The 15,163-nt window shown below is 42.1% G+C and carries 3 protein-coding genes; all 3 read right to left on the bottom strand.

Going from position 1 to position 15,163, the window contains the following annotated elements; all coding sequences use genetic code 11:
- Positions 1–91: 91 nt before the first annotated feature.
- The 3 genes from E7A03_RS06195 to E7A03_RS06185 all read right to left on the bottom strand — a co-directional run bounded on the left by E7A03_RS06195 (position 92) and on the right by E7A03_RS06185 (position 15,147).
- Complete coding sequence (locus tag E7A03_RS06195) at positions 92–5,590, bottom strand: ESPR-type extended signal peptide-containing protein (protein WP_316073862.1); 5,499 nt, start codon at positions 5,588–5,590, stop codon at positions 92–94.
- Between the two features lie 419 nt (positions 5,591–6,009).
- On the bottom strand, positions 6,010–6,654 hold the full coding sequence (locus E7A03_RS06190; protein ID WP_004692905.1) for a hypothetical protein: 645 nt from the start codon (positions 6,652–6,654) through the stop codon (positions 6,010–6,012).
- Between the two features lie 75 nt (positions 6,655–6,729).
- Complete coding sequence (locus tag E7A03_RS06185; RefSeq protein ID WP_316073860.1) at positions 6,730–15,147, bottom strand: YadA-like family protein; 8,418 nt, start codon at positions 15,145–15,147, stop codon at positions 6,730–6,732.
- Positions 15,148–15,163: the final 16 nt, after the last annotated feature.

The following is a 15,163-nucleotide window of genomic DNA, read 5'->3' as shown; positions in this document are numbered from 1 at the left end:
CGAGCCGCCCCCCGAAGGGCGGCTTTCATATTCCTTACATGATTCTTACATGACTAGAGTATACTAAATAACCCATTTAATCAAGTCAAATTTACTTTGTAAGCCCTGCTTGTTGCATCAACAATGCAATTTGAGCCTTCATTTGTTCATTATCTTCCTTCACAGAGGATAATTCATCAATACGTTGTTGCATGCGTGCATTATCAGCCTTCACTGAAGACAATTCGTTAAGGCTTTCTTGCATGCGTGCATTTTCAGCTTTCAATGCTGTTACTTCATCTTGCAACACATAAACAGAGCTGATAGGGCCACCTTTATAACGTTCTGGAATCGCTTTCTTCGCATCGGAGTTACCGAATTTGTGAGTTACACCAGCATTCACCATATTATGATGACCACCAACAGATACGCCCAAATGGAACATAGTATCTTCTGCAGAGTAATGTGCAACACCTAACGCCGCCGCAGTTTCACCTCGGTAATTACCAACACCAGCCATTACTTGAGTTGGCTCCAATGGATCGTATTGAATTGGTTTCAACGCAGCCATAGCCGCTGCATGTGCGCCTACACGTTGTGTTTCGCCCGCTACAGCATTAATTGCATTCGCCATCTTATCTGTTGCACCTTTTAATTGATTTACGTTAACCGCATCAGTGCCGTTTACACCAGCCGCAACATTGGTAATTGTATTACCACCGTTGTTAAGGCCATCTTTAGTAAGGCTTACTGCATTACCGCTAGCAGGTGTAATTGTTACACCGCCACCGTTCACAACTGTGGTGTTGCCCGCAGCGTCCTTAGTGGTTACTGTTTCAAGACCTTTCAAGTCTTTAGCCATACGAACCTTGAGATTACCAGTACCGTCGGATACGACACCTAAATTATCTTCTGTAGTCAACTTGCTAGCATCAGTAATACCGCCGATAACGTTTACTTGTTCATTAAGCTTTTTGTTAATCACCGCACCGCTATCGCCACCGTATTTCATACCATCGTCTTTAGTTGCCACTTGGTGGATTTTACCATTTTCGTCTTGGTATTTAATACGCGTGATTTCGTTGCCTTCGATATCAGGGTCACCTTTTTCAACAGAGATATCAGCACTGCGACCGTCCTTACCATTAAGACCGATGTGACCTACACCGTCTTTACCGGACATGGATACAGCATCTTTACCGTCTTTACCAGCGATACCTACCTTGCCGTCTATGCCGTTCGCCGTATCTGGGCCTGTGATGGATACGCCATCTTGACCATCTTTACCAACTTTAATAGTCCCTTTATCGCCGTCGATTTCAACCTTGTCGCCAGCTTTGATTGTGCCTGCATTGCCATCGATAGCGATTTGTTTCTTCGGATCGGAGCCCAATGTTACTTGGTCTTTAAGACTTACTTCATAGTTTTTGGAACCATTCGGATTGTCGCTTGGCGTAACCTTAATATTATCGCCCGCTGTTACCGTTGTAGTCGCAGCAGCTGCAGCTTGATCCAATTGAGATTTATTGACTGCATCAGTTGGAGCTGTACCAGCAGCTACATTCGTAATCTTGTTACCACCATTATCCAAACCATCTTTAGTTAGACTCACAGGGTTACCGCTAGCAGGTGTAATTTTCATGCCGCCGCCATTTACAACTGTAGTGTTGCCTGCAGCATCTTTAGTTGTTACTGTTTCAAGACCTTTTAAGTCTTTTGCCATACGAACCTTGAGGTTATTGCTACCATCGGATACGACACCTAAATTATCTTCAGTAGTCAACTTGCTAGCATCAGTAATGCCACCGATTACGTTTACTTGCTCATTAAGCTTTTTGTTGATCACGGCACCGCTATCACCACCGTATTTCATACCATCGTCTTTAGTTGCCACTTGGTGTGTTTTACCATTTTCGTCTTGGTATTTAATACGCGTGATTTCGTTGCCTTCGATATCAGGGTCGCCTTTTTCAGCAGAGATATCCGCACTACGGCCGTCCTTACCATTAAGACCGATGTAACCTACACCGTCTTTGCCGGACATAGATACAGCTTCTTTACCGTCTTTACCAGTAATGCCTACCTTGCCATCTGTACCGTTCGCACCATCTGGACCTGTGATAGATACACCATCCTTATTATCACCTTTGCCAACTTTTACAGATTCAGCTTTAAGATTTTTGCTCATCTTCACGTCAATGGTCGTGTTGCCTGTTGCTGCATCTTGTTTGATGAAAGTCTTAATATTTTCACCGCTATAATCGCTATCAGCAGCTTTACCTTCGCCTTGTACGATTACGGTAGAACCTAATTTACTAGTTTGTACACCGCCTACATTGGCATCAAATTTAAGACCTGTTGCCGTTTGATTTGCCAAAGCTTGTTTCAATTGGTCCTCTGTTGCGGCACGACCAGATACAACATTACCTGGATCCCAAGTCTTATTATCAAGACCAGTAATATAGTTGCCTGTATTACCAGGGTTCGCACCATCAGCTTGTTTACCCATTGTTACGTCCCCTGCTTTCACAGTGTCCGTAGCCGTAACAGATCTAACATTAAGGTCTTTCTTTAATTTAAGAGCAATCTTAGTATCATCACCAGTTTGAGTAATTTCTGTAGTGATGTTATCATCGCCGTTTACAGTTACTTTAGAGCCTAATTTATTCGTTTTTTCATCGTCATTATCCGCGTTAAAACGAAGGCCTTTATTGATAAGGTCAGTTTTAGTATTATCAATTTTATTATTTAAATCATTCTTGGTATTCGTAATTTGGTCACCAAGATCTTGCTTAACTTGATGTAATTGACCACCGTTAACTGCATCTTTGGAGTTTGGAGCCACGTCGCCGTTAGCAACATTTGTTACCTTTTGGTCGTTTGCATTGATACCATTTGGAGATACATAATTCTTACCACCTACGGTCAAACCGCCGTTATTGATAGTAGTATCACCAGCTGTGACGCTATCCAAACCTGTCAATGTTTTAGCCAATTTCACATTCAATGTGCCCGTACCATCGGATACAACACCGATATTGTTGTCAGACAATGTGCCTGTAGCACCGCCTTTAACAGCAACAGTATCACCCAATTTCTTATTGATTGTTGCACCGGAGTCACCATCAAAATTCAAACCTTTTTCAATAGTTTTATTGATGGTAACGATATCGCCAGCGTTCTTTGCGATATTTTGCGTATTATTAGCAATATTACCGGCATTTGTTGTGATATTTTGTTTGTTATCTGCGATAGCTTGTTTATTTTTATCGATTTGATCCTTATTGGTATTAACTGTATCGTTAACCTTTTTCAACTGATCTTCTGTAGCCGCGCGACCAGGAACAGCTACAGGATTATCTACATTCCAATCTGTATTTTGAAGGCCTGTAACATGGCCTGCATTACCATCTACAGTTACAGGATGTGCAGTACCAACATTGATTGTATTACCTAATCCAACAATATATTCCTTACCACCTGCTGCATTTGTACCTTCTGTTACAGTTACATTTGCATCTTTTGCTTTCACAGTAGGCGCTTTATCGATAGAGTTAATCACATTTTGTAATTGACCATAGTTAACCGCATCATTAGAGTTAGTGCCATCAGCTACATTGGTAATCTTTTGGTTGTTCGCATTGATACCGTTTGGAGATACATAGTTTTTACCATCTACGGTCAAACCGCCGTTATTGATAGTAGTACCGCCAGCTGTAACGCTGTCCAAACCGGTCAATGTTTTAGCCAATTTAATATTTAATGTATCAGTGCCATTGGAAACGACACCGATATTGTTATCTGTCAATTTAGTTACATCAGTCACGCCGCCTACAACATTAGTTTGTTCGCCTAATTTACGCGTGAATTTATTATCTGCAGCTGCTGCAGCTTTTACATCGCCTGCATAGGATACGCCTTTTTCTACTTCCGTTTTAACTGCAAACAATTGGCTGCCATTGATAGCATCAGTGGATGTAGCAGAAATACGACCAGCCGCTACATTAGTAACAGTCCGTTCCATACCTGCCTTACCTACACTTACTGTGGAAGCAGGGTTTGTGCCTGCAAAGTTATGAGTTACCCCATTGATTGTAGCAGAAGGAGTCGCCACAGCCGCTGCTGTTTCAGAGCCATTACCGATGGCTACGGCATTGTCATTGGCTACTTTTGTATTATTGCCAAGAGCTAAACCGTTAGCCCCTGTTACAGTAGCACTATTACCTAAAACCATGCCGTTATCTGCGGTAATAGTGGAGTTACTACCTACCACGTAAGAGTTATCCGTTGTAATGGTGTTCTTGTAACCGAACGCACCAGCTTTATTACCTTTAACTGTACCAGCAGTAACCTTTTTAATTTTATCGCCATTAGACTCTGTAGTTTCTGTAACAGTAGCCGTCCCTACTGTATTTTCACTACCGATAGCGTATGCATTATTACCATACACCTTATTGCCTCTACCTAGAGCACCTGCAGCTGAACCAGATAGAGTGGCATTCGTCATATCAAAACCCACTGTATTCGCATCACCGAGGGATGTAGATTTTTCACCATAAGCTCCTGCTTGGCTACCGATAGCAAGAGAGTTATTTCCCCAGCTACGAGCCATAGCACCGATAGCGGAGCTAGCCACACCTTTTGACAAGGAGTTAGCACCGATAGCATTAGAACCCGTGCCTAAAGACTGCGTCATCATACCAATAGCAAGGCTTGCATTTCCGATAGATGCAGTATTTACATAGTTCTTACTATCATTAAGAGCTGCTGTACCCAATCCACCTGGATGCAACGCAGCCACTTCACGGTTAAAGTTTTTCTGCGTACCTGGCACCGCTAAATCAGGAATAGCCTTATATAAATCAGGTTTTGCTTTATCGATATCATCACCGCCGATAGCGATAGAAGAGTGTCCAATAGATCTTACATCACCACCGATAGCGACAGATTGTGTGCCATATACCTTCGCTACACTACCGATAGCTACAGATTGTGAAAACAGCTGTCCGTCACCATCAACAGTAGCATTCTTTCTAATTATATTAGCTTCCGCTGCAGCACCGATGACTACGTCACCACGAGAACCGTAAGAAGCAGCTTCTGCACCCATTACAACTGCGCCGGAGCCAGGTTGTTGATGATACATGGAAATCGTGCTCTTTGCTTGACGACCTATTACAATATCGCCATTTTCCTTTGCCACTGATCCTTGACCGATAGCAATAGTACCCGCAGGATATGGAACCTTCACTCGTTGTTGACCTTCAGCCTTCGCACCATTACCGATGGCAATACCATTTTCACTTGTTGCTAATGTAGCCGCGTCATTACCTATCGCCACAGACTTAGCACCTGCGGATTTTGCATTATCGCCGACTGCCACGCTATTGCTACCAGTAGCAGCAGCGCCAGGGCCTTGTATTACATTTGCTTCTGCAATTCCCGATACTAAACAACCCGTAATAGCAAACGCGCATAAAGCCGCACGAAAAGTAATGCTCGTTCTTGCAGAATTCACACTAGCTTTACCGCCACCGCTCTTAACTAACTCAGATACTACAACGTAGCAATTTTTAGCTTTACTCCAAATTACATTATAAATTCGATTCATGTTATTCCTTTCTCACCGAATTACCGGACTTGCCGGTTACGCATTATGTTTATAGCCTCATATAAAAAAGTAAAATAAAAGAAGAAGTAATAGATATAAAAAATCATCTACACTTCTAACATAAAACAATAGTACTCAATACTATAGTTTAAGTACTATTACGTATATCTTTTCCTATAAGATACTCACTCTAGCGACTACTATATCAAAAATATTCAATATTGTAAACAACTTTTTCATGTTTCATTCATTTTTATAGTTTATTTAATAGATTTAAAAAATAAGATAAAAATTCTTCATCTTTTCTATATATTTATGGAATTAAATTTACATATTTATATATAAAAGATTTACTCTATGTATGACAAAAGCCGAGGCAATTTGTGCCTCGGCTTTCATCATATGATATAGTCTAAATTTTATTGAATTGTAGGTGCATTAATCGCTTTGCGAAGGTCTACTGTAGGAAGTTCATCCACCGTAGGACCCATTTTTTCATCCACAGGTTTCACGCGATTATTACCGTCTTTCATAGCTTCGTTCAAGCTGAAGATCACCATTTCGTTCATGTAGAAACGCAATTCATCATCATGTACATTAGCCGTATTACGATCCAAGATATCGATGATTTGTTGCGCATAGTCCAATTTAGCGTCTTCAGACACCGTCGCATGGTCCGTAAAGAACTGCTTGTAATCGTTGTACAAGCGGTCTAAAGCCAAGCGCGCATAACTGTCGTTTTTATAACGATGGCTCACGATGTACCAGCTGCGACGAACGTTCATGTAGTACAACACATTGTTACGGTAACGCTCTTGACCGGTCATAACGCGGGAATCGTCCATGATACGTTTGCCCTTTTGGTCCAATTGGAATTGTGTGAAAGCATTCACTACGTCGCGAACTTCTTCGCTAGGTACGGAAAGGGCCACTTCTGTTTCAAGCACATTCAATGGTTCAGTCGGTTGTTCCGGCATCATCAATCGATCTTGAGCCGCATCCGCTTGACCTACCGCGCATACACAAGCAAGTGCCAATACAGGCATAAATGTTTTGAATTTCATACTTCCTCCTTATGATGAGCCGCCCCAAAAAGGGCGGCTTTCATATTCCTTACATAACAAGACTAAGAATTCTTTCTATTTAGAAAGTCCTACTTGTTGCATCAACAATGCGATTTGAGCTTTCATTTCTTCATTATCGCGTTGTACTTGATCGTATTTAGCAGTTAACTCTAAGTCATGTTGTTTCATGCGTTCATTTTCAGCTTTCAACGCAGTTACTTCATCTTGCAATACATATGCAGAGCTGATAGGGCCTGCTTTATAACGAGCTGGAACTGCTTTCTTAGCATCGGATGTACCAAATTTGTAGGATACGCCCGCATTAATCATGTTGTCATGACCGCCGAGAGATACGCCCATATGGAACATTGTAGATTCATTAGTATAGTGCGCTACGCCCACAGCAGCAGCTGTGCTGCCTTTGTAGTGACCTACAGCAGCCAATACTTGAGTTGGTTCCAATGGATCATATTGTAATGGTTTAAGGCCGGAAATAGCTGCACTAGTAGCACCTACATCAGCGATCTTACCATCTACGCTACGCATAGCACTGCTCAATTGATTTACGTTAACCGCATCAGTACCATCTACGCCAGGGCCTACATTAGTAATTCTATTACCGCCGTTGTTAAGGCCGTCTTTAGTAAGGCTTACTGCATTACCTTGAGCAGGTGTAATTGTCACACCGCCACCGTTCATAACAGTCGTATTACCAGCAGCATCTGTAGTAGTTACGGACTCAAGACCTTTCAAGTCTTTAGCCAACTTGATGTTATAGCCATCACCAGCAGCATTTTTCACAACACCAATATTGTTGTCTGCCAAACGGTTCACATCAGCACCACCAGTAAGGTTCATAGTATCTCCCAATCCACGAACCACTTTACCGCTATCGCCAGGTTGATCACCTTGGAATACACGGCCTGTTCTTGCTTTGTTATTGAAGTCATCATTAACAGCTTTCAATTGGTCTTCTGTTGCGGCACGACCAGGAACTGCTACTGGGTTTTCAGGATCCCAAGTTTTGTTATCCAAGCCTGTTACGAAGTTGCCTTCTTTACCGTCAGAAGTTTGCTTGCCTACAACTACATCGCCAGCTTTCACAGTATTTGCCGTTACGGAACCGTCATTGCCGTCAATCTTAACTTGATTACCGCCGTTGCCAGCTGTAATTGTACCTGCAGAACCGTCGATATTAACTTGTTTTGCTGGATCTTGACCAAGAGTGATCTTATCATTTAATGCCATCTTGATAGCGCCGTTGTCTACGGAAGTCTTAATGTTGCCGTCACCTTTCAAGTCGATTGTTTCGCCCAGAGGTTTCTTCACGGATTGACCGTCTTCCGCTTTAAGGCCAAAGCCTGTGGATTTGATGTCTTCGATAGCTGTATGCAATTGACCGCCGTTTACAGCGTCCTTGCTACCAGCGCCAATAGTACCATCAGCTACATTAGTGATCTTCTTATCAGCCGCATCGATACCCTCTTTTGTTACCTTAGGACCGTTTTCGATTGTTAAGCCATCTTTGTTGATAGTAACAGCTTTATTACCACCATCATTGATTTGCAAGCCGTCTTTAGTCAACTTAGTTGCTTCATTAGCGCCGTCCTTGATAGTAACGCCGTTTGTATCCATCTTAGTGTCGCCTGTTGTTACAGTGGTAGCTGTTACAGTGTCTACAGTGATGTCTTTTTTCAATTCTACCTTAACAGCGCCGTCGTCTACGGATGTTTTGATATTCGTGTCATCACCTTTAACTTTAACAGTTTCACCAAGAGCTTTTTTCACAGATTGGCCGTCTTCTGCTTCTAGACCGAAGCCTTTGGATTTAAGGCTTTCAACAGCATCATGCAATTGGCCACCGTTTACAGCGTCTTTGCTATCTTTTGCAACATTACCGTCTTGAACGTTTGTAATTTTATTACCAGCTGCATCGATGCCATCTTTCGTCATGGATGGACCATCAGTAATCTTCACGCCGTCTTTTGTAACAGCTGTCAATGGATTACCTGCTGCATCATTAATAGTCATGCCTTCGCCGTTTACAACGGTTTTACCATTTGCACCATTAGCTCCGTTGTTGAAAGTAATGGAGTTCAAGTCTTTAAGGTCTTTTGCCAAACGAACATTGAGAATATTATTTTTGCTGATAACGCCAATATTGTTTTCAGTCAAATCAGCTTCGTTTGTTACGCCGCCCTTAATGTCCAATTGTTCATTAAGTTTTTTCTTGATAACGTCGCCGTTGTCACCACCATATGCCATACCGTCATCTTTGGTTGCCACTTGATGTGTCTTACCCTTTTCATCAGTGTATTTGATACGAGTGATTTCGTTACCGTTGAGGTCTGGATCACCTTTTTCAACAGAAATGTCAGCGCTATGGCCGTCTTTACCGTTAAGACCGATGTGACCTACGCCGTCTTTACCAGAAATAGATACAGCTTCTTTACCGTCCTTACCAGTCACAGCTACCTTGCCGTCTGTACCGTTATCAGGACCTGTAATGGACACGCCGTTCTTACCGTCTTTGCCAACTTTCACGGATTCAGCTTTAAGGTTTTTATTCATCTTTACGTTGATAGTTGTATCACCAGATGTTTGGTCTTGTGTGATGAAAGTTTTAAGGTTTTCGCCGCTGTAATCTTCGTCAGCTGCCGTGCCTTCACCTTTAATAGTCACTTTAGAGCCAAGCTTATTAGTTTTTTCTCCGCCTTGATTAGCATCAAATTTCAAACCTTTATTAGTCAATGCGTCTGCACTATCTTTGATTTTGTCATTTAAGTAGTCTACATTAACCGCTTCGCTACCATCGTTGCCTGTAGCATATGCCACATTCGTTACGTGAGTACCGCCTTGCTTATTGTTATATGCAGGACCTTCGTAAGTTACCTTGGATTTATCAGGATTACCAGTAGGATCCAAATCATACTTAACAGCGCGGTCATTCAATTTATCAAGTTTGGATTTAGAAGCAACGTCTTTGATGGTAACGGTTTCTGTTTTATCTGGATGATTCTTATCTTGTACAGTCAACGCTACATCGCCGTTCGCATCCACAGTGTAGTCTCCATTGGAGCCTGCTGCTTGATTTCTGATCAAACGATAATCAGTGGAGTTAGCACTTTGAGCATCCAACGCTTTTTTCAACTGATCTTCTGTTGCCGCACGACCGGATACAATCTTATCTGCATCCCAATCTTTATTATCAAGACCTGTTACATAGTTGCCTGTTTCGCTGTCGCCGGCCGCGTTGTTAACAGTTTGACTACCCATAGTAGCACCGCCTGCTTTCACAGTCTTAGCAGCCGTTACGGAATCAAGATTTTTAAGGTCTTTCGCCAATTGAAGTTCCAATTTGTTAGTGCCATCAGCTTTTACGTTGATATTGCCGGCTGCGCTCTTGAACGCTGCAGATTCAGCTTCAGTTACGCCTTCACCTTGTACTTTCACCAAGGAATTCAATTTTTGTTTATTCACAGTACCAGAATTGTTACCAGTGAATTGTAAACCGTCCTCCATAGTCGCAACTTGGTGTTCGCCGTTGCCGTCTTTGTAAACGATACGTGTAAGACCGTTTGTACCGTCTACACCTTTTTCGCCTTTAACGCCAGTAGCAGGATCATCGTAACCAGGTTTTACGGACAAGTCGATACCATTAGTACCGTTCACGCCGTTTGTTCCGGCAGGGCCTGTCAAGCCGATGTGGCCTACGCCATCCTTACCGGAAATAGAAACTGCTTCTTTACCATTTTTGTCAGTAACAGCTACCTTGCCATCTGTACCGTTCGCTGTGTCAGGACCTGTAATAGATACGCCATCCTTACCATTTTTGCCAACCTTCACAGATTCAGCTTTAAGGTTTTTATTCATCTTCACGTCGATAGTCGTATTGCCTGTCGCCGCATCTTGTTTGATAAAAGTTTTAAGGTTTTCACCACTGTAATCAGCGTCAGCTGCAGTGCCTTCACCTTGAATTGTAACAGTGGAGCCTAATTTGTTAGTTTGTACACCGCCTACATTAGCATCAAATTTAAGACCTGTATTGATAAGATCTGTTTTCGTATTATTGATATTATTATTTAATTCGTTTTTAGCATCGTGTAATTGACCGCCGTTTACAGCATCTTTAGAACCAGCCGCTACGTTACCATCTTTCAAGTTAGTAATTTTTGTGCCGTTAGGACCTTCCAAAGTTACTGTATCTTTATCAGTATCACCGTCATATTTTACGGAACGGTCTTTTACCTTATCAAGTTCAGTTTTGGACGCAATATCCTTAATCGTTACAGTTTTAACATCACTGGATTTTTCGTCTTTTACCTTCAAGTCAACTTGATTGTTTTCAACTTTATAAGAGCCGTCTACGGCGTTGTTCGGATTAGCAATTAAGCGGTAATCTGTAGCACTTGCATTAGATGCTTTCAAAGCATCGCTAACCTTCTTAAGTTGGTCTTCTGTCGCTGCGCGTCCCTCTACATACGTAGGATCTGAAATGTCCCAAGTTCTATTATCTAAACCTGTTACAAAGTTACCAGTTTGGTTGCCACCTTTTTTATCCGCTACCGTATGATTACCTACAGTGGCAGTGCCTGCTTTCACAGTGTCGGATGCCGTTACAGATTGCAAACCAGTCAAGTTTTTCGCCAATTGCAATTGTAATTTTGCATTGCCATCAGCGCCGACAGACGCAGAAGTAACACCGATATTATTACCTGTAGCAAGATCAGAAGCACTTGTTACACCACCTGTGATGTCCACTTGTTTGTTAAGTTTAACATTAGATGTAGCACCCATGTCGCCTTTGAATTTAAGGCCGTCGTTCAAAGTTGCCACTTCTTCGTTAGAGCCATCAGGTTTTTGGTACGTAATACGAGTTGTAGTCCCGCCAGGAGCACCATCTACACCGGATTGACCGTCACGAGTAACGGAAATGTTAGTTGTTACACCATCTTTACCGTTGATGCCGATTTTACCTTCTTTGCCGTTTGCACCAGTAGCAGTAATTGTTTCTACATTAAGGTTTTTACCAAGTTTTACATCAATTGTGCTATCGCCGTTACCGTCTTGAGAGATTTCCGTAATGATGTTGGAATTATCACCTTTAACAGTTACTTTGGAGCCCAATTTATTTGTTTTTTCACCGCCGTTATTAGCGTCGAATTTAAGACCCTTATCAATAAGATCTTGTTTAGTTGTATCAATCTTATTGTTTAAATCATTTTTAGTATTTGTGATTTGGTCACCAAGATCCTGCTTAACTTGATGTAATTGACCACCGTTTACAGCGTCTTTAGAGCCAGCCGCTACGTTACCATCTTTCAAGTTGGTAATCTTTGTACCATTAGCACCTTCTAATGTTACTGTGTCATGGCCTGTATTACCGTCATATTTTACGGAACGATCTTTTACTTTATCAAGCTCAGTTTTGGATGCAATATCCTTAATTGTCACAGTATTAACTGTACCGGATTTATCGTCCTTCACTTGTAGATCAACTTTATTGTTATCAACTTTATAAGAACCATCTGCCGCGTTATTCGGATTAGCGATTAAACGGTAGTCCGTAGCACTTGAGTTAGCCGCTTTCACAGCATCACTAACAATTTTAAGTTGATCTTCTGTTGCCGCACGACCAGATACAAAGGCAGGATCTGTTAATGTCCAATTTTTATTGTCCAAACCGGATACAAAATTACCGTTCTGAGCAGCACTCTTGTTGTCTGTTACAGATTGGTTACCCATAGTAGCAGTACCAGCTTTTACAGTTTTTGTAGCAGTTACCGTATTAACATTGATGTCTTGACCCAATGCAACCTTAATTGTTGTATCGTCACCGGTCTGTGTAATCGTAGTGCTGATATTAGTACCATCACCAGCTACTGTTACCTTGGAGCCTAATTTATTTGTTTTTTCGCCGCCTGTATTAGCGTCGAATTTAAGACCTTTATTGATAAGCTCTGTTTTTGTATCATCAAGTTCTGTTTTAGATGCAATATCCTTGATAGTTACAGTTTTCTTATTCGCAGGATTTTTAGCATCTTGTACAGTCAAGTCAACTTTATTGCCAGATACAGTGTAAGCCTTATCAGCAGCACTACTGTTTTCAACTAATTGATAGTCAGGAGCATCTACGTCAACTTTATATGTTTTATATGTACCGTCAGTACCTTCTGTAATCGTTGTGTTTTTACCAGCAACAACTTTAACTGCTTTTTGAGCTTCATCACGGATAACGGATTTACCGCCGTCCGTAATGTTGGACAAGTCTTTATTTGCCGCATTGTCAATCTTGTTCTTAGTGGCATCAGTCAACGTCACATCGATTGTCTGATTGTTAACAGATGTCGTAACATAAGAACCGTCGCCTTTTACTGTCAATGTCTGGTTGTCCAATAAAACGTCGTTTTTACCGGTATTGCCGGCTACTTTCAAATTAACATTGCGCAATTGTGCCACGTTAACAGCATCAGTATCAGCTGTACCTGCAGCCACGTTTGTGATCTGACGAGTTTTTGTACCGCCGTCACCTACGGACACTGCACCCATAGTGGATGTCAACGCAGCACCTGTCAATCCGCTATATCCGTTTGTACGGCTGTCTGCAGTTTTAACATTATAACCTGATTTACCGGCCACAACGGAAGCAACGGAATTCGCACCCAATGCAACGCCGTCATCTACGCTGGATTTAGCTTTATAACCGATAGCAGTGCTGTTCGCATTCGCTGCAGTCGCATCAGCACCGACAGCTGTAGCGAAGTTACCTGCTGCAGAAGTACGTACACCGGCTGCTGTCGCGTTATTGCCTGTAGCACCTGTGTTATCGTAGTTCGCATCGGCAGATGTGCCTTTAGCACTAAAGAAATTCGTTTGCGCCTCTTCAACAGCCTCTTTTACCGTATGGTATGTGCTATTCTTGATATTGAAATCAGGCGCTTTATATGTAGAACCATTCGCTTCATAGCCCGTATAGGTAGGACCAGCGATGGATTTTGCCAAGTTACTGTTTACAAATTTTAATTGTTTTACATTTGTTGCGTCAGTATCGTTTTCACCGCCTGCTACATTGATGATACGGCGTTCAGAACCTACGTTACCTACCGCAACTACACCGTTTGCAACATTGTTATTTTGTTGGTTAGTGAAAGCAGAGAAACCATTAACCAAGGCACCTCTTACTTCCGTACCAGTACCCAATGCCAAGGAGTTATTGGATTCTGCAACGGCATTTGTACCAATAGCCATGGAGTTAGTACCTGTAACAGTTGCACCAAGACCGATAGCTGTCGTATTAGTATTGTTTGCTTTTGCTTCTTTACCGATTGCAATGGCACCATCTTTAGAGGCATTCGCCGCACCACCAAGTGCAAGCGCATCAGCACCCAAGGATTTAGCATTACCACCTAATGCGATGGAGTTGGATAATTTTGCTTGGGAAGAACTACCCATAGCGATAGCATCAGCACCAGCAGCATTAGAACTACTACCCATAGCAAAACTACTTACACCACTTGCATTTGCACTTTTACCCATCGCTACCGCATTTTGTGCGGATGATTGCGCTGTATTACCGATAGCAAACGCATTCTCTGCACTAGCATTAGCACTATAACCCATAGCTACCGCATTGGCGCCACCAGTGCTGGATGAAGAACCGAATGCCATGGAGTCAGATGCAGCAGTAGATGTTCTCGCCTTTGTACCGAATGCAAGAGAACGAACACCTTCTGTTACGGTATTACCATTGGCATTATATTGTGCACTAGGAGTACCATGTTGTTGACCAGGTAATTTTATAGTTTCTGCTGCACCGATTGCAATAGATTGATCCGCTTTTGCTGTAGCGGAGTAACCCATGGCGAAACTACCATTACCCTTTGCCCAAGATGCAGTACCTAATGCTGCAGAGAACTCACCTTCTGCAGCGGATTGACGCATCATAGCCAAGGAGTTAAATCCGCTCGCCTTTGTAGCTGTACCAAGAGCCATAGCAGATGGTGATAAAGCCTGAGCATAATGACCTAAAGCAAAGGAAATACCACCTGTAGCTTGAGCATAGTTACCAATAGCTAAACCGGAATAATAGTTTGTAGTACCTTCTCGTATATTTGTATTACTACCGATAGAAATACCGGAGAACATATTTGTTGTATAATTGCTGCTATCATTACTATTATCAAATGGTTTTAAATTCCCTGGATTTTGATAGTTGTATAAATAACTACCATCACTAGACTGTGGTTTGCCAGTAACATACCCAGCACCATTTACACCATCAATAATCATAGCAGTATGATCGCCAGCCGCATGAACCGCAGTAATATTACCACCCATCAATAATGCAGCTACCGCCATAACTGCACTCATACGAGCCCAGGTTGTACCGTTTTGTACGGATTTCGCCTTACCACCACCTGTTTTTACGATTTCAGATACTACTACATAGCATTTTTTTGTCTTACTCCAAATGACATTATAAATTCGATTCATGATTATCCTTTCTTAC

Source organism: Veillonella parvula (assembly GCF_032472435.1).
GTDB lineage: Bacteria > Bacillota > Negativicutes > Veillonellales > Veillonellaceae > Veillonella > Veillonella parvula_N.
Note: the sequence above shows the minus strand (reverse complement) of the source record. Positions and strands in the feature narration are given on the sequence as shown.